Below are 15,882 nucleotides of genomic sequence, written 5' to 3'. Positions count from 1 at the left end.
ACCCTGCACCGGATCACCCCGCGCGTGCCAGCAGCGTCCGAGCGATGAGCACCTGTTCCTCGTCCAGCTCGGGCTCCCCGTCCTCCACGTCCCACAGCCCGTTCTGCAGCACCCGCCCGAGCGTCCACGCCACCGCCCGGCCCCGATCCAGTCCCAGCACCTCCGTCAGCAGATCGAAGCGCCACAGCGTCTCCGCCGGATCCGGATCGAACGCGCTCGTCAGCGCCGGCAACAGATCGAACCCGGGATCCCCCGCCAACGGCTTCGGGTCGATCGCCAACCACGGCTCCCGCTCCCCCGCGAGGATGTTGTCGACGTGCAGATCCCAGTGGAGCAGCCGATCCCCCGGCTCACCCACCACCTCCCGCACCGCCGCCGCACAGTCCCGCAGCAGCCGCGCGTCCGACTCCCCCAGCCGCGCCGCCGCCTCCGGTACGGCCTCCAGCATCGCGGCCGCGATGTCCCCCAGCCCCCGCAGCCCCGCCGGCGCCGGGGCCGCCACCAGCCGCGCCAGCAGATCCGCCAGGATCCGCGTCGCCTCCCGCGTATCGGCCAGCTCCGACAGATGGCGGCCCTCGTCCAGCCGCTCCAACAGCAGGGTCCCCGTCGCCGGATCATCCGCGAGAAGACGTACGGCTCCCCGGCCGTCCCACACCCGCAGCCCGACCGCCTCGCCCGCGCTCTCCTCGTCCAGGAGCTGCATCTTCAGCGCCGCGCGCACGCCGTCCTCGCCCCGCGTCACCGGCAGCACGAGCGAGGCCATCCCGTACATCGAAGGCCCGGTCACCCGCAGCCCCCACCGGTCCAGGAACTCCTCCGCCCGCGCCGGCAACGCCGCGACGAACGCCCGCCCCGCCGCACCGTTGTACTTCGTCTGGGACGCCACCAACTCCGCCGGAATCTCGATCACACGGCGACGCTATACACCCACAACCCACCGCACACCTGAAAAAACCGCCACGCACGCGGGCCTCCGTGAACCTCCCCGCCTCCGCAGACGCCCGCAACGCGTTGGCCGACCGGGCGGAATCCGCAGGCGAGAGCGATGCCGACGAAGGCACCTCCGGCGACGAACAACCCGCCCCGCGAGCCCCACGACCCCGACCGCCGGCGACGCCACGACAGCACGAACGGACCTGCGTACGGGCATGAAAAGGTCCTTTCGGAACAACGAAATCCGCACCTTCGAACCGAGGCCGCACCCCCACCCCGACCGGTCCGCCGAAAGACCCGGATCCGAAGGCCGAAGGCCCCCATCCATCCAGTACCCTCCCGCCCATGGTCAGCAGGAGCAGCACCGTCAACGGCGGCATCTCGTTCTGGTACGCGCAAGAGGGCACCCCCGCCCCCCGCGAACCGCTGCCCGGCGACACGACGGCCGACGTCTGCATCGTCGGCGGCGGCTACACGGGCCTCTGGACGGCCTACTACCTCAAGAAGGCCGTCCCGTTCCTCAACATCACCCTCCTCGAAGCCAAGTTCTGCGGCTACGGAGCCTCAGGCCGCAACGGCGGCTGGCTCTACAACGGCATCGCCGGCCGCGACCGCTACGCCAAGATCCACGGCCATGAGGCGGCCGTCCGTCTCCAGCAGGCCATGAACGCCACCGTCGACGAAGTCATCGGCGTCTGCGAGACCGAGAAGATCGACGCCGACATCCACCGCGGCGGCGTCCTCGAGATCGCCCACTCCCCCGCCCAGCTCGCCCGCCTCAAGGACTTCCACACCGTCGAAGTCGCCTTCGGCGAGACGGACCGCGAACTGTACGGAGCCCGCGAGACCGCCGACCGCATCCGCGTCACCGGCGCCGTCGGCTCCAGCTGGACGCCCCACGGCGCACGTCTCCACCCGGTGAAGCTGGTCAAGGGCCTCGCGGCAGCCGTCGAGGCGCTCGGCGTCACGATCCACGAGTCGACCCCCGTCACCGAGATCAAGCCGAAGCACGCGATCACCCCGTACGGCACCGTCCGCGCGCCGTACGTACTCCGCTGCACCGAAGGCTTCACCGCCTCCCTGGCCGGCCAGCGCCGCACGTGGCTGCCGATGAACTCCTCCATGATCGCCACAGAGCCGCTCACGGACGCCCAATGGGAATCGATCGGCTGGGACGGCCTCGAAACCCTCGGCGACATGGCCCACGCCTACATGTACGCCCAGCGCACCGCCGACGGCCGTATCGCCCTCGGCGGCCGCGGCGTCCCCTACCGCTACGGCTCCAGGACGGACAACGACGGCCGCACCCAGCCCCAGACGATCGAGGCCCTCCGCGAGATCCTCATCCGCTTCTTCCCCTCCCTCGCCGGGCTCGGCATCGCCCACGCGTGGTCCGGCGTCCTCGGCGTCCCCCGCGACTGGTGCGCCACCGTCACCCTCGACCGCTCCACCGGCCTCGGCTGGGCAGGCGGCTACGTCGGCTCGGGCGTCACCACGACCAACCTCGCCGCCCGCACCCTCCGCGACCTGATCCAACAGGACTCGGGCCAGTCCGGCCCCACGGACCTGACCACCCTGCCCTGGGTGAACCACAAGGTCCGCAAATGGGAACCGGAACCCCTCCGCTGGCTCGGCGTCCAGACGATGTACGCGGCCTACCGCACGGCCGACCACCAGGAATCCACGACCCACACGGCGACCACGTCCCCCATCGCAACCCTCGCCAACCGCCTATCGGGCCGCTGACCCCAACCCCGCCCAAAGGCCCCTGGGCACACACCCAGGGGCCTGGCGCTGGAACCCCGTCACGTTCGAACCGACGGCCCTCGCTTTGCTCCCGAGCGGAGCCGAGATGGTGCGTCGCGGTCTAGGCAGCGTCCCAGCCGAATCGACCTTCCAGGCCAAGCTGATCCGTAGCTCCAGCCGGATCGGCCGGCGACGGCAGGACCCACCGCTCCGCGCCCCGGAGGGCAGCCATCGGACGAGTTCCAGGGTTGTGGCAGGGCGCTTGCGTACCACCCCAATCGGGGCCGGGCGCACCGCCGGCCGGCTCAGCTGTGATCGATCCACTCGCTGAACCTGATCCTCACCTGGTGGTTGTGATCGGTGTGCCAGACGACTGCGCCACTGATCTGGTCTCCCAGCGCTGGAAGGCTCGCACCGTGTGGCATGGAGCCGATGTCCGCCAGGCCGACCGCATGGGGCACGCCGTCGATGCGCAGGAAGACCCCGAAGGGCCAGCATTCCACGACCTGACCCGTGATGCGGGTCCCTACGGGCAGTGCGGAAACGGTTGCCGACCACGCTCGGCGGATCTGCTCAGGGGTGGGCCAGTCGTATTCCTGCATGAGCCGATCCTGTCAGCGGAATGCCGCGCGGTGGACAAGCCCTGGTCTTGAAGACCCCGTCCCGTGGGTCCCCGTCACTCCGATGGCACCGGGCGCGCAAGGAGCACGCCGGTTGCCTGGCCCAGCGACGGCGGCCTGCAAGGGACGCCACTTCCATGGCGCATCATGTCCGACATGCTGCTGACCTTTGGTTCCGACCGCCAGACTCACAAGTTCACGTGCGACTGCTGCAACGCCCCCATCGAGCGGGCATGGGATTTCATCCACGCCGACGGCGTTCCCCACGCGTTGTACTTCGCGAACTGCTACCACCACGCCGATCAAGACCATGACGCGTGGATAGACGTGATCTTCGGTACGTGGGGCGCCGGGCCGGACGAGTGGACGGACCACGTGTCCTTCGCCTGCCGTGTCGGTCCCGTGGCGGGCCAGACTTCTCCGGCCTCCACACTGGTGACCGCCGGCCTGGCGCACCCGGACGAACCGCTCTTCGGGCTCAAGCTCGATCGTGAAGCCGCTTTGCAGCACCCGCGACTGAACGAGTTCTGGCACGTCTCGGACTTCATCCTGGAGAATGATCCCCTGGTGAGAGCGCACGTCTACGGCCGCTAGAGGCACCGAGGTCGGCGGAAGAGCATGACGGCAAGCGATCACGGGCTCTCAGAGCGAAGTCAGCACCCTCCGTCAGCGTGCAGGGCCGAGCCCGGTTCGCTGGGCGATGAGTGTCGGACAGCAGACACACCTGGGTCGTCGGTAGCTGGGGCTACATCGGGCCGCGCCTGCCCAGCCGCGGCCACCGCTTGCCGCGCAACGGGCTACGTCCCTGCGGCTGACAGGGACGACCCCCGGTGTCGTAGCCGCCTGGCAAGATCGCGCACGTGACAGCCATCGAAGATCTCGTTGCCCGCGTAGCGGCGAAGGCCAGGGCCACTTCCACGACGTTGCCCGCCGTCGCCACTGCCGAGGAGGTGGCCTCGGCGGAGGCCGTTCTCGGGTTTGCGCTCCCACCTCTGCTGGCGCGTCTCTATCGCGAGGTGGGCAACGGTGGCTTCGGGCCCGATTACCAGCTTCTTCCGCTGATCGGGTCGGGACGTACGGCGCTGAGCGAGTACCAGTGCGAACGATCCGCCTCGGCCAAGGAGGAGACACCGCACTGGCCGGCGGGCGTGCTGCCGATCCTCGACTGGGGCTGCGCCATGTACGCCGCGGTGGACTGCCACAGCGAGACCGCCACGGTCCTCCTCTTCGAGCCGAACGCCATGGGGGACGACAGGGCCACCGCCTGGTTCGTCGACGCCGGGAGTCTGACCGAATGGCTCGAAACCTGGCTCGCCGACACAGGGTGGTACCGGGAAGACGCCTATGAGGACGAAGACGTGGCAGAGCCGACCCCGTGGGAGTCCGCCGCCGCCCGGATCGCGGAGTGAACGAATCCGCAGGATGAACGCCGAGCCCGGTGGAGGGGCTCCTCGCCCGCGCCACCGCCCAGCGCACCAAACGCCTCCCCCGGCCCTCCGCTCACACCGAGGAGCTTCGCACCGAGTGTGCGCCAAACAGCCTTAGCTGCCCGGCGCACGCGCGTTGGCCTGGCGCCGTCCACTGCAGGACAGCTCAGCGAGGCTACGCCGACGCCACCGGCGCTAGCCAAATGGAACACACCCCCGCCGCCCTGAACCGGGTGATTCATTACGTACGCGTGGTGTTACTTACGTGCGCGTGTAATTGAAAAGGGTGCCGAATTCCCGTACAGGCATGACCCTTTCACCCGCGATCCGCACGGAAGTTCGCCAGCTTTCGTTACAATTGCTCGATTTGCTTGACATTGCGCAGCTAACGCGAGAAGGCTTGATCTTGATCGATGCGACAGTCCGGCTCGCTCTGCCGCAAAGCGAGACACTCCGGAGGCTGAGTCATAATGACCGGCATGAAAATGAAGAGGGTCGGCGCAGCAATAGCCGCAGCGGCCGCAGCATTCGCACTCGGGGTCGGCGGAGCAAACGTGGCACAAGCCAAGATCACGCCTGCCGACGTTTCCTGTACCAACAACGGTGGCCAGCAGCCGGGCGGCCAGCAGCCCAGCTGCACCGGTGGCGGTCTGACGCAGGAAACCGAGAACCAGAACCCCGCAGGCCACGCCCCTCGCGGACACAACTGACACCCGACCCGAACTCACCAGCAGGGCTGAGCCCCCTGGCCGCAGAATTCGCAGGCGGGGGGCTCACATGCGCCTGGGGCGACTTCTCACCAGAGGGCCGGCTCGTCTCGAGCTCCGCGGCCTGACCGCTACCGCACAGGATCCGCGCGGCCAGGTCGCGGCACAGAGCGCCCAGGCCGGGAACGGGCGTACGGTGGGTTCAGGCATCATCCGCAGCAAGCACGGGTCACACCGGCAAGGGCACAGCACTCGATGCGGGGTCCATGGAGCGGCTCGCCGCCTCCCCGTCGGTTCCAGTGAAGAGAGCCGCCATGGCTAAGTGGCAACGGCGGAGGGCTGCGGAACCCTCGATCACCGAGCGCAAGAGCTTCGTCGCCCCCACAGGAACGGCTTGGGTCACACTTGAACATGCCGGAAACTCGGTGGACTACACCCTGCGCACCGTCGGCGAATTCGACGTTGAAACCGTCTCTTGCCTCCATGACGCCCTGCGCGTGATACCTCAGACACGCTCGGGCCGCACGATCATCGACGTCTCGCAGGTCGGCTTCGGCGACTCATCCTTCCTTGAGGCACTCATCCGTGCCCACTTCCAGGAGCGCACCCTGATCCTCGCAGGCCCATTGCCGCCCGAGCTCCGGCGCCTCCTCCAGCTCACGGGCGCCCTGCGCATGTTCCATATAGAGCCGCACGAAGTCTCCTAGGGAGGCGCGAGCGCACAAGAATGGGGCGGTTCTCCCCCGACAACCCTAGGAACGCATCGGACACGGGAGAAGTACCTTCTATTCGTCGAGCCATGGGCCTCGAGTGATCTGTTCGTGAAGTCGCTCATCCAGGCAGTTCAGGTGGGCCCAGACGAACTGTTTGCTCCGTTCCCCGGCCCGCGTGATCTCCAACGTGACGCCATCACCGGAAAGGCCGACGTCGGTGGTTTCCATACAGAACGCGCAGCTCACTGGCTCCTCGGTACTCATCGGGTGAATGTAGCCCGAGGCGCGCAGATCGAGTTCGGTGGCGCTTGGACTGGAGCTGCTGCAGGTCCCCGACCTGTCGGCTTCCGCGACCACCCACCCCTACTCCCATCCCAAGCCCCCACCGGCCGGCACCCGCGTGCGGCGCCCCCGCCATCCCGGAGCCTGAGGCCCCCGCCGGAGGCATGTCGGTGACAGCTGGAACCGCGGGCTTCGGGGCTCGACTCATGCCCTTGGGCCTATCCCGACTTGCAGGGGCGGGCGTCGGCGCAGCGGGGGCGGAGCGGGCCGAAGGCAGGAGCGTCGCCCCGAGCGGAGCCGGGAAGCCCGCCCGGCGGAGCGGAGCGCAGCCGGGTGCCTTGATGAGGTAGAGAAACCTGTAACAGCTCCCCCGTTGATCCTCGGCTACGCCGTGGTGAGTGCGTCGGCGATGGCCTGCATGTCGTCGGTGATCGTGTCGGCCTGCGCTTCCGCGAACAGGTCGGCCTTGTGGGGCTTGTTGGCGTAGCCGATCACCGTTGTCCCAGCGGCGTGAGCGGCCTGGATGTCCGTGAGCGAGTCACCGATCAGCGTGCAGTTCGTGACGTCCATGCGCATCCGCTCGGCCGCCGTGATGAGCGGGAACGGGTTCGGCTTCATCAGGTGCGGCTGCCCCGTGGGGCGACCGACGATCTTCGCGACGTAATCCCCCAAGCCGTGCAACTCCACGAAGCGTTGAACACACTCGGCAGAGTTGTTGCTCACCACCGCGACCGCCCTTCCTGAAGCGTGCGCGGCCCGGAGGGCTTCCACTGCCCCGGGCGTCGGGAGGCCGGCCACTGCGACAGCCTCGACCTCGGCGGCCGTCAGCGCTCGCTCGACCTCCTGGCCGAGATCGGCGTTCGCCTCGTGAGCGATGCGCAGGACCTCGATCGGGTCGTCGGTCTCGGCGGCCTTCGCGCCCGCGGCTGCGTCCCGGGACGAGAGCAGCGCTGTGAGTTGCTTGGCGACCTCGTGGGCGGGCAGTCCGGCGAACACGTCGCACACCGGTCCGTCGAAGTCGAAGAAGATGACTCGCGCGTTCGCCAGGACCGCCGGGAGCTGGTCATCGTGCGTCAAGGTCGAAGTCCCTTCCGACGGTCTCCCAGACGCTGTCGAACCACATGCGAGCCTGCTGCACCGCTGGAGGACTGGCCGTCGTTGATCGAGTGATGGAAGAGCGTGGTGTCCTTGCCGACCAGATCGTAGATCTCGATGGTCTCACTCTGGGCAACGACCTTGTTGGGTCGGATCGGGCAGTGCCCGAAGAACGCGTCCTCGTTGTTGATCACGTACAGCTGGAAGAACTGCGTACCTCTGTGAACGCTCATGAGCTCGCGGGTGCTGACGCGGATGGGGCACAGCACGACCCGGGCCGCGCTGATCTATCAGCACATGACGAGTGACCGTGATCAGCACATCGCGGGGAAGCTCGGGGAGATGATCCGCCAAGCCCGTAAGGACGGGCCTTCTGGCACGTAGGTGGCACGGCCGTGATCATGCGAAAGGGCCAGCACACGGGAGTCGATCCTGTGAGCCGGCCCTTTGCCTGGAGCCCCCTGTCGGGTTCGAACCGACGACCCCCGCTTTACAAGAGCGGTGCTCTGGCCAGCTGAGCTAAGGAGGCAGCGAGTGCAGTGTAACCAACCCCCGACCCGCCGAGGTCGGAAATCTCACCGGCTCGGGAGTGCTGACAGATCCGGAATCGCCAGGTAGCGTCACCCGGAGTCCGCTCCGGTGGACTAGACCTCAATCCTTCCTTTACTCGGATCGTCCGGCACGTTCCTGCCGGTGAAGGGATTCATCACCATGGCTTCTGTCACCTTCGACAAGGCGACCCGGCTCTACCCGGGTTCCGACAAGCCCGCCGTCGACCAGCTGGAGATCGAGATCGAGGACGGCGAGTTCCTCGTCCTCGTCGGTCCGTCCGGCTGTGGCAAGTCGACCTCCCTGCGCATGCTCGCCGGTCTCGAGGACGTCAACGGCGGCTCCATCCGCATCGGTGACCGTGACGTCACGCACCTGCCGCCGAAGGACCGGGACATCGCGATGGTGTTCCAGAACTACGCGCTCTACCCGCACATGACCGTCGCCGACAACATGGGCTTCGCGCTCAAGATCGCCGGCGTCAACAAGAGCGAGATCCGCGCCAAGGTCGAAGAGGCCGCCAAGATCCTCGACCTCACGCCGTACCTGGACCGCAAGCCGAAGGCGCTCTCCGGTGGTCAGCGGCAGCGTGTCGCGATGGGTCGCGCGATCGTGCGCGAGCCGCAGGTGTTCCTCATGGACGAGCCGCTGTCGAACCTCGACGCCAAGCTCCGTGTCTCGACCCGTACGCAGATCGCCAGCCTGCAGCGCCGGCTCGGCATCACCACCGTGTACGTCACCCACGACCAGGTCGAGGCCCTCACCATGGGCGACCGGGTCGCCGTGCTGAAGGACGGCCTGCTCCAGCAGGTCGACTCGCCGCGGAACATGTACGACCGTCCCGCCAACCTCTTCGTCGCCGGCTTCATCGGCTCCCCGGCCATGAACCTGGTCGAGGTGCCGATCACCGAGGGCGGCGTGAAGTTCGGCAACAGCGTCGTCCCGGTCTCCCGTGACGCGCTCTCCGCCGCCTCCGCCAAGGGCGACACGACCGTCACGGTCGGCATCCGCCCCGAGCACTTCGATGTCTCGGGTGCCACGAGCAAGGAGGGCCTGGCCGTCTCCGTGAACGTCGTCGAGGAGCTCGGCGCCGACGGATACGTCTACGGCTCCGCCCGCGTCGGCGGCGAGGACAAGGACCTGGTCGTCCGCGTCGGCGGCCGCGCCGTGCCGGAGAAGGGCTCGACGCTGCACGTCGTGCCGCGCCCGGACGAGCTGCACGTCTTCTCCACCTCGACGGGTGAGCGCCTCTCCGGCTGATCCACCCCGTGCCGTCCGGCCCTGTTCCCGCTTGCGGGAACAGGGCCGTTCGCGTACACGACCGGCGTGTCGACAAATACCCCGGCAGACCCGTCAATTCGGGCGTCGACGTCAACACCGGATTCGAAAAGCCGCTTCGAACCATCCCTCGCGAGAGTGACTAAATGTCGCCATATCACTACCGGCCGCTACGCTCGCCTGCGTGACGCACACTGCCCGCCGTATCGGCCGCTCTCTCGCTCTCGTCCTGCCCGTCGTCCTGGTGCTCTCCGGGACGCTCGCGGTGTCCGCCGTCCCGTGGGCCGGCCAGGCCTCCGGGACCCAGATGCTCACCGCGTCCTCGGAGGACGTCTCCGTCCCCGCCAAGTCCCGTGCTCCGCAGGATATTCTGCGCGACCGCCTGCTCGCAGAGCTTCAGGAGAAGGACCCCGGCACGGCGTTGACGCACCTCCAGCGCGAGGTCGAGAACAGCCCGTCCCTCGCCAAGCACTGCATGTCCATCGCCCGCGCCCTCGGCAAGGCGGCCGTGCGGTACTACGGCCCGACCCGCGCCCAGTCCTACTCCCGCCCGGTCTGCGACACCTCGTTCGCGACCGGCGTGATGTACGCGAGCTGAGTCGCGAAACCACCCCGCGACGCTGAACGGCTGCCTCACGAGGTGCGCATATCGTTCCCGGTATGGATACCTCTCCGACGCAGGCCGTGGTCCTGGCGGGCGGCCAGGGCTCGCGCCTGCGCCCGTACACCGACGACCGCCCCAAGCCGATGGTCGAGATCCCGGGAACCGGGACCCCGATCATCGGCCATCAGCTGTCCTGGCTCGCCGCCGAGGGCGTGACGGACGCCGTCGTGTCCTGCGGCCATCTCGCCGAGGTGCTCCAGGAGTGGCTCGAGAGCGCCGATCTGCCGCTCCGCGTGACGACCGTCGTCGAGTCGGAGCCGCTGGGCCGTGGCGGCGGCCTCAAGTACGCCGCCGCGCACCTGCCTGACTCCGGGCAGCCCTGGTACGCCACGAACGGCGACATCTGGACCCGTTTCTCCCTGCGCGAGATGGCCGAGTTCCACGCGGAGCGGGACGCCACCGCCACGCTCGCCCTCGCCCGCCCCCGGATCCCGTGGGGCGCCGTGGAGACGGACAACTTCGGGCACATCACCGACTTCATCGAGGCGCCCCCGTCGCCGTTCCTCATCAACGCGGGCGTGTACGTCTTCTCCGCCGAGTTCACGGAGCTGCTCCCCGAGCGGGGCGACCACGAGCGCACCACGTTCCCCCGGCTGGCCAGGGAGCGCCGGCTGGCGGGCTTCCCGCTGCCCCAGGGGGCGTACTGGCGGGCGATCGACACCGCGAAGGACCTGACGGAGGCTGCGAAGGAGCTGGCCGCGCAGGGGGTGTGACAGCGGTTCGCACGTACGGGAAGGGCGGCACCACTCGGAAGTGGTGCCGCCCTTGTCGTGCGCGGGGGTTCGTCCGGACCGGGTCGTCAGCCCAGGAGGCCGCCGATCGGGTTGCGGTTGCCGCCGGAGGTGGCGCCGCTGGTGGGGTCGGTGGTGCCGGTGCCGCCGCCGCTGCTCGTACCGCCCGAGCCGGTCGGGCCGGAGCTGGTGGACGGCGGGGCCGCGGGCCTGGAGTGGCTCGGGGTGCTGTCGGTGCCGCGGGTGGCGGTCGGGCGGCTCTCCGAGATCCGGCCGGTCTCCCGTACGGTCTCGCTCGGCTCGGCCTTCTCCTCGTCCTCGCGCTCTCCGCTCGCACCGGCCGTCGCGGACGGCTTGGGGCGGGTGGAGGCGGACTGGGAGGGGCTGCGCTCGCCGGACTCCTGCGGGAGGGACCGGCCGGGGAGGTGGTTGATCGGGTCGTCGTTGGGGCCGGGCACGGTGACCATCTCGGTGGACCGCACGGCGCCGCCGAGCATGGAGCCGAGGAGGAGCGTGAGGCCGACGACGACGGAGGCGACGAGGGCACCGCGGCGCAGGACGCGACGGCGGAGCTCCCACAGTTCGGAGCGGGGTCCGAGGGTGCGCCAGGCTTCGCCGGCGAGGCGTCCGTCGATGGAGTAGACGGGGGCTCCGGCGATGATCAGCGGGGACCAGGCGGCGAGGAAGATGATGTCGGCGGAGTCGTAGACGGGGACGCTCTTCCAGCTGACGGTGAGGATCAGCGCGGCGGAGAGCAGGGCGCCGATGACGGCCGCGACGCGCTGCCAGAGTCCGAAGACGGTGAGGACGCCGACGACGACCTGGAGGAAGGCGACGGTGAGTCCGGCGCCGACGGGGTGCTGGAGGGCGAAGTCGCGGAGGGGTTCGGCGAGGGCCCAGGGGTTGAGCGAGTTGAGCCACTTGACCATGGAGCCGCGTTCGCCGCCGTCGAAGTAGACGGGGTCGCAGAGCTTGCCCATGCCCGCGTAGATGGAGATGAAGCCGAGGAAGACGCGGAGCGGGAGGAGGACGACGCCGAGGTTCATCCGACGCCCGGGGTAGTAGGCGTGGCGGACCGGGTCGGCGCCGTGGCGGTGCGGGCGGTTGCGGTACTCGTCGTCGGCGTCCCGGTCGTCGCGGTCCCCGTAGGACGCGTCGTACGGACCGTCGTGCGGGCCGCCGCCGTACGGCCCGTCGTAGGCGCCTTCGGCGCGCCGCATGGGCGGCAGCAGCGGGGCGGCCGGCTCGGCGGGGACGACGGGGGTGGGCATGGTGTCGTCGATCCGCGGGATGGCCTGGGTGATGCCGGCGTCAAGGGGTCCCGGAGGCTCCAGGGTGGAGACCGAGGACTCCCGTACGGCCTGGAGCAGTCCGGTGGCGCCCGGGTCGCCGGGCGCGGACTTTCCGGTCCACACGACGGGCCGCCGGCGCCCGGCGGCCGCACCCGCTCCGGCGAGGGCCGAACCGCGGGAGGCGGCGGCGAACTTCGGCTGCTGGGCCGGCGCGAGCCGCACACGGAAGCTGGCGTGGTTCACGATGACCTGCGCGGGGTCGGAATCCACTTTGACCATGCTCAGCGCAGGCTGATCGTCGAACCCCGGCCGGGGCGTTCTGGTGTCCACACTCATCTAACCGAGTGACGCCGGTTTAGGACACTGCCTTGACGGGCGGCAAATGTCCGAGGCCCGTCAAGATCAATGTCACGGGGGCGCACGGCCGGGGCAGCCGTTGTTCCATGATGCGCCGTCAGTTGACTTTACAATCGCGGGACGCCAGTCGAGGGGAGCGACATCATGGCCAGCCGCATTCAGCACGGCCGGAACGACCAGCCCGGTCCGTCGGCACCACCGCAGGTCCCGCAGCAACGGGCTCCCGACGGAGCCCCGTTGCCCGGTCCGGATCGCGCGCCGGACACGCCGGACGCCCGGTCCGCGCCCGTGCCGGAGCCGGCGCGACGGGAGAACCAGCTCGTCTTCTCGGATCTGACGAACTACCCGGTCATGGCACAGGCGCTCGACGACCAGTGGCTCCCGGCGGAGTTGGCCGCGGGCCGGCAGGAGCCGGGGGCTCCCCGGAAGGTGGCCGGAGGCGTGGCGGCCGCATCCGCCGAGTTGCGCCGCTCGCTGGTCAACAGCGGGACCCTGGTGGTCAATCGGGCCTTCTTCGTGAACAACGAGGCGCTGTACTCGAACTTCGTCCCGCAGGCGGAGGCGGGTGACCGCAACGCGTTCGCGCGGCTGCTGAACGACCGGGTGATCGTCCCGTACCTGTACAAGGAGCGGGACGGCACCGAGGACTTTCCCTTCACGCACGACGCCGTCGCCGGCCGCGCCTGGCGGCGGCTGGTCTCGGAGGAGTCCGACCCGGCGTTCGTACGTCTGGACTGGGACGAGGAGGCGAACCGGGCCGGCGCCGACCGCATAGGCCAGCGCTTCACCCGGCAGCTGGCGGGGCTGCGGTGGCTGCGCGCCCCGCAGCTCGCGAAGGACCTCGGCATTCCGGAGGAGCTGGCCCACGCGATGGGCGAGGGGATCCTGAAGGACATCCTCGTGTGGGCGGCCTCCCAGGACCGGACGAGCAACATCAGCCGCAGCGCGCTCTACGAGCAGTTCCTCACCCGCCCCGGCACGGCCCCGCACGAGAACCTGCTGCGGGACGGCGACGAGATCGTGCCGACGAAGCAGCTGATCGACCTCATGTACAACCTGGGGGTGCCGGACGCGAGCGGGCTGGTCGCGGCGACGCCGCCGGGCTCTCCCCCGCGCCGCACGCTTCAGGAGGAGGTCTCGCCCGACGCGCAGGCGCAGGATCCGGAGGCGATCGGCCGGCTGGTGCGGAACCTGGTCGCCGATTCGCTGCACCGGGCGGTCGACGGACCGAACTCGTACGCCGGTCTGTCGCTTGCCGACATCATCGGTCTGCGCGAGACGGGTGAGTGGCAGGCGTACGTGACGTCGCTCGACGCGTTCATCCACGGCAGCTTCCGGGACGGGCGGATTCCGAGTTCGGAGGAGTTCTCGCAGCGGACCGCGACGATCGCCCGGAACCACGCGCGGATGCTGAAGGCGGCTCGTGCGGCCAGCCGTTCGCGCGAGGGGTTCGCCCGGGAGATCACCACCTTGCTGGTGCTCGAGTCGGGCGGGGTGGCACTGCAGGTCGCGAGTGGCGAGGAGGTGTCGCTGCTCGCCGGTTCGCTGCAGATGCTGACGGCGGTGGGCGGGGCGCTGAGTGTCCGTCTGGAGTTCTGGGACCGCGGTGCCCGGGACCGCCGCTCGGGCCTGGGGCACTCGCTCACATTGCCGACGCTTCGACTGGGCAACCTCAAGAAGGACTGGGAAGCCATCCTGGGGGCGTACGGCGGTCAGGTCGTCGAGACCGGGCGGGCGCCCGGTGGGAACGGGCAGGCCGACCAGCAGGGGCGGCACGGCTAGGACGTGCCCGGTGGCCCGGCCGGGCGTGGAGGGGAAGAGCATGAGCAAGGAGCCGGTGCGGCGGTACGAGCTGCTGCGCAGCGAGCGGCCGGAGCTGTTCCGCAACGACCCGGGCGGCATCGAGATCCTCACGGATCCGACCGCCGTCGAGGCAGCGGGCGGGGTGCTGTACCAGGACCCGTACGTGATGCTCGTACGGGACGCCGTGCGCTTCCCCGACGGCCGTACGGGCACGTACATCCGCTCGGTGAGCGCGGCCGCCGAGCCGGGGTGCGTGATCCTGCCGCTGCTGGGCGATGGGATGGTGCTGATCGAGCACTATCGGCACGCGACGCGGTCCTGGCAGTGGGAGATTCCGCGCGGGTTCGGCACTCGGGGTCTGACGGGCGAGGCGAACGCCGCGAAGGAGCTCGGGGAGGAGATCGGGGCGCGGGTGCGGGAGCTGATCCCGCTCGGCTCCCTGCATCCCGATTCGGGGGTGACGGGCGACCGGGTGCTGCTGTTCGCGGCCCGGATCGGCGCGGTGGGAAGGCTGGGGGTGGGCGAGGGCATCCGCAGCTCGCTGACGCTGCCGTTCGCGGATGCCGAGGCCATGATCGCCGACGGGCGGATCACGGACGGCTTCACCATCGCCACCATGACGCGCGCCCGCCTGGCAGGCCTGACGGCCTGAGGCGGGCGCGGGTGCGGTTGCCGGTGCCGGCGGTTCAGCCCTGGCGGCGGCGGGCGACCTCGTAGAGGACGATGCCTGCGGCGACGCCGGCGTTCAGGGATTCGGCGCCGCCCGGCATCGAGATGCGGACGCGGTAGTCGCAGGTCTCGCCGACCAGGCGGCCGAGGCCCTTGCCCTCGCTGCCGATGACGATGACGACCGGGCCGTCGAGCGCCTCCAGGTCCTCCACCGTGTGCTCGCCGTCCGCGGCGAGGCCGACGACCGTGAGGCCCTCCTTCTGGAAGCCCTCCAGCGCCCGGGTCAGGTTGGTGACGCGGGAGACCGGGGTGCGGGCGGCGGTGCCGGCCGAGGACTTCCAGGCGCCGGCGGTCATGCCGGCCGCGCGGCGCTCGGGGACGACGACGCCGTGGCCGCCGAAGGCGGAGACGGAACGGACGATCGCGCCGAGGTTACGCGGGTCGGTGACACCGTCGAGGGCCACGATCAGCGGGTCCTCGTGGGCGTCGTAAGCGGCCGCGGTGAGGTCCTCGGGGTGCGCGTACTCGTAGGGCGGGACCTGGAGGACGAGGCCCTGGTGGTTCAGGCCGTTCGTCATCCGGTCGAGCTCCTGGCGCGGGGCCTCCATCAGGTTGATGTTGCCCCGGTCGCCCGCCAGCTTGAGGACGTCACGGACGCGCTCGTCGTTGTCGATGAACTGCTGGACGTAGAGCGTGGTCGCGGGGACGCCGTCGCGCAGCGCCTCGAAGACCGGGTTGCGGCCGACGACCATCTCCGAGGTGCCCTTGGGACCGCCGCGGCGCGGGGCGGGGCGGCGGGCGGCGGCGTGCTTGGCCTGGGCGTTGGCGATGCGGTTCTTCTTGTGACCCTTGCGGGCGGAGGCGGGCGGCGTGGGGCCCTTGCCCTCGAGGCCCTTGCGCCGCTGGCCACCGCTGCCGACCGTCGCGCCCTTCTTGTTGGACGTGCGGCGGTTTCTGCGCTGGCTGTTCCCGGCCATGACTACCTAATCCTCGGTGTTGCGTACATAGGTCTGTAA

Annotated in this window: 16 protein-coding genes and 1 tRNA gene; 9 read left to right on the top strand and 8 right to left on the bottom strand. The window is 69.7% G+C overall.

Annotated elements, in window-relative coordinates:
- Positions 1–13: 13 nt before the first annotated feature.
- A complete protein-coding gene (locus ACFQ7Q_RS04675) occupies positions 14–910 on the bottom strand; it encodes an aminoglycoside phosphotransferase family protein (RefSeq protein WP_383549861.1) in 897 nt (298 codons plus the stop codon).
- A gap of 368 nt (positions 911–1,278) precedes the next feature.
- On the opposite strand from ACFQ7Q_RS04675, the gene ACFQ7Q_RS04670 reads away from it, so the two are divergent.
- Positions 1,279–2,679, top strand: a complete 1,401-nt coding sequence (locus ACFQ7Q_RS04670; RefSeq protein ID WP_383549858.1) for an NAD(P)/FAD-dependent oxidoreductase — start codon at positions 1,279–1,281, stop codon at positions 2,677–2,679.
- A 305-nt stretch (positions 2,680–2,984) separates the two neighbouring features.
- Here ACFQ7Q_RS04670 and ACFQ7Q_RS04665 read toward each other — a convergent pair whose 3' ends face one another.
- On the bottom strand, positions 2,985–3,281 hold the full coding sequence (locus ACFQ7Q_RS04665) for a hypothetical protein (protein ID WP_383549855.1): 297 nt from the start codon (positions 3,279–3,281) through the stop codon (positions 2,985–2,987).
- A 165-nt stretch (positions 3,282–3,446) separates the two neighbouring features.
- Here ACFQ7Q_RS04665 and ACFQ7Q_RS04660 point away from each other — a divergent pair, with 165 nt between their 5' ends.
- The 3 genes from ACFQ7Q_RS04660 to ACFQ7Q_RS04650 all read left to right on the top strand — a co-directional run bounded on the left by ACFQ7Q_RS04660 (position 3,447) and on the right by ACFQ7Q_RS04650 (position 6,140).
- Positions 3,447–3,893 carry a hypothetical protein gene (locus tag ACFQ7Q_RS04660; protein ID WP_383549852.1) on the top strand — a complete coding sequence of 149 codons (447 nt, stop codon included), beginning with the start codon at positions 3,447–3,449 and terminating at the stop codon, positions 3,891–3,893.
- Between the two features lie 266 nt (positions 3,894–4,159).
- On the top strand, positions 4,160–4,708 hold the full coding sequence (locus tag ACFQ7Q_RS04655) for an SMI1/KNR4 family protein (RefSeq protein ID WP_383549850.1): 549 nt from the start codon (positions 4,160–4,162) through the stop codon (positions 4,706–4,708).
- 1,039 nt (positions 4,709–5,747) lie between these two features.
- A complete protein-coding gene (locus tag ACFQ7Q_RS04650) occupies positions 5,748–6,140 on the top strand; it encodes an STAS domain-containing protein (RefSeq protein WP_383549847.1) in 393 nt (130 codons plus the stop codon).
- 78 nt (positions 6,141–6,218) lie between these two features.
- Here ACFQ7Q_RS04650 and ACFQ7Q_RS04645 read toward each other — a convergent pair whose 3' ends face one another.
- The 4 genes from ACFQ7Q_RS04645 to ACFQ7Q_RS04630 all read right to left on the bottom strand — a co-directional run bounded on the left by ACFQ7Q_RS04645 (position 6,219) and on the right by ACFQ7Q_RS04630 (position 8,052).
- Positions 6,219–6,410 carry a hypothetical protein gene (locus tag ACFQ7Q_RS04645; RefSeq protein WP_383549845.1) on the bottom strand — a complete coding sequence of 64 codons (192 nt, stop codon included), beginning with the start codon at positions 6,408–6,410 and terminating at the stop codon, positions 6,219–6,221.
- Between the two features lie 402 nt (positions 6,411–6,812).
- Positions 6,813–7,505: an HAD family hydrolase gene (locus tag ACFQ7Q_RS04640; RefSeq protein ID WP_383549842.1), complete on the bottom strand. Its 693-nt coding sequence runs from the start codon at positions 7,503–7,505 to the stop codon at positions 6,813–6,815.
- Complete coding sequence (locus ACFQ7Q_RS04635; protein WP_383549839.1) at positions 7,502–7,756, bottom strand: hypothetical protein; 255 nt, start codon at positions 7,754–7,756, stop codon at positions 7,502–7,504. Before ACFQ7Q_RS04635 ends, ACFQ7Q_RS04640 begins: the two co-directional genes overlap by 4 nt.
- Before the next feature lie 219 nt (positions 7,757–7,975).
- Positions 7,976–8,052: transfer RNA gene (locus ACFQ7Q_RS04630), tRNA-Thr, on the bottom strand.
- 182 nt (positions 8,053–8,234) lie between these two features.
- Here ACFQ7Q_RS04630 and ACFQ7Q_RS04625 point away from each other — a divergent pair.
- The 3 genes from ACFQ7Q_RS04625 (at position 8,235) to ACFQ7Q_RS04615 (ending at position 10,727) form a co-directional block, all read left to right on the top strand.
- Complete coding sequence (locus tag ACFQ7Q_RS04625; protein WP_383549836.1) at positions 8,235–9,332, top strand: ABC transporter ATP-binding protein; 1,098 nt, start codon at positions 8,235–8,237, stop codon at positions 9,330–9,332.
- A 202-nt stretch (positions 9,333–9,534) separates the two neighbouring features.
- Positions 9,535–9,948: a hypothetical protein gene (locus tag ACFQ7Q_RS04620; protein ID WP_329117893.1), complete on the top strand. Its 414-nt coding sequence runs from the start codon at positions 9,535–9,537 to the stop codon at positions 9,946–9,948.
- A 62-nt stretch (positions 9,949–10,010) separates the two neighbouring features.
- Positions 10,011–10,727: an NDP-sugar synthase gene (locus tag ACFQ7Q_RS04615; RefSeq protein ID WP_383549832.1), complete on the top strand. Its 717-nt coding sequence runs from the start codon at positions 10,011–10,013 to the stop codon at positions 10,725–10,727.
- Positions 10,728–10,813: 86 nt separating this feature from the next.
- On the opposite strand, the gene ACFQ7Q_RS04610 is transcribed toward ACFQ7Q_RS04615, so the two are convergent.
- Complete coding sequence (locus ACFQ7Q_RS04610; protein WP_383549829.1) at positions 10,814–12,373, bottom strand: DoxX family protein; 1,560 nt, start codon at positions 12,371–12,373, stop codon at positions 10,814–10,816.
- A 165-nt stretch (positions 12,374–12,538) separates the two neighbouring features.
- Here ACFQ7Q_RS04610 and ACFQ7Q_RS04605 point away from each other — a divergent pair, with 165 nt between their 5' ends.
- Together ACFQ7Q_RS04605 and ACFQ7Q_RS04600 are read left to right on the top strand one after the other, a co-directional pair.
- Entirely contained in the window at positions 12,539–14,176 is a 1,638-nt protein-coding gene (locus ACFQ7Q_RS04605; RefSeq protein ID WP_383549827.1) for a hypothetical protein, read from the top strand.
- Between the two features lie 40 nt (positions 14,177–14,216).
- Positions 14,217–14,849 carry an NUDIX hydrolase gene (locus ACFQ7Q_RS04600; protein WP_383549824.1) on the top strand — a complete coding sequence of 211 codons (633 nt, stop codon included), beginning with the start codon at positions 14,217–14,219 and terminating at the stop codon, positions 14,847–14,849.
- A 34-nt stretch (positions 14,850–14,883) separates the two neighbouring features.
- On the opposite strand, the gene rlmB is transcribed toward ACFQ7Q_RS04600, so the two are convergent.
- Positions 14,884–15,843 carry a 23S rRNA (guanosine(2251)-2'-O)-methyltransferase RlmB gene (gene rlmB, locus ACFQ7Q_RS04595; RefSeq protein ID WP_362366517.1) on the bottom strand — a complete coding sequence of 320 codons (960 nt, stop codon included), beginning with the start codon at positions 15,841–15,843 and terminating at the stop codon, positions 14,884–14,886.
- Positions 15,844–15,882: the final 39 nt, after the last annotated feature.

The organism is Streptomyces sp. NPDC056527 (genome assembly GCF_042794475.1).
Taxonomy (GTDB): domain Bacteria; phylum Actinomycetota; class Actinomycetes; order Streptomycetales; family Streptomycetaceae; genus Streptomyces.
This window is presented reverse-complemented; position numbering and strand designations above follow the sequence as displayed.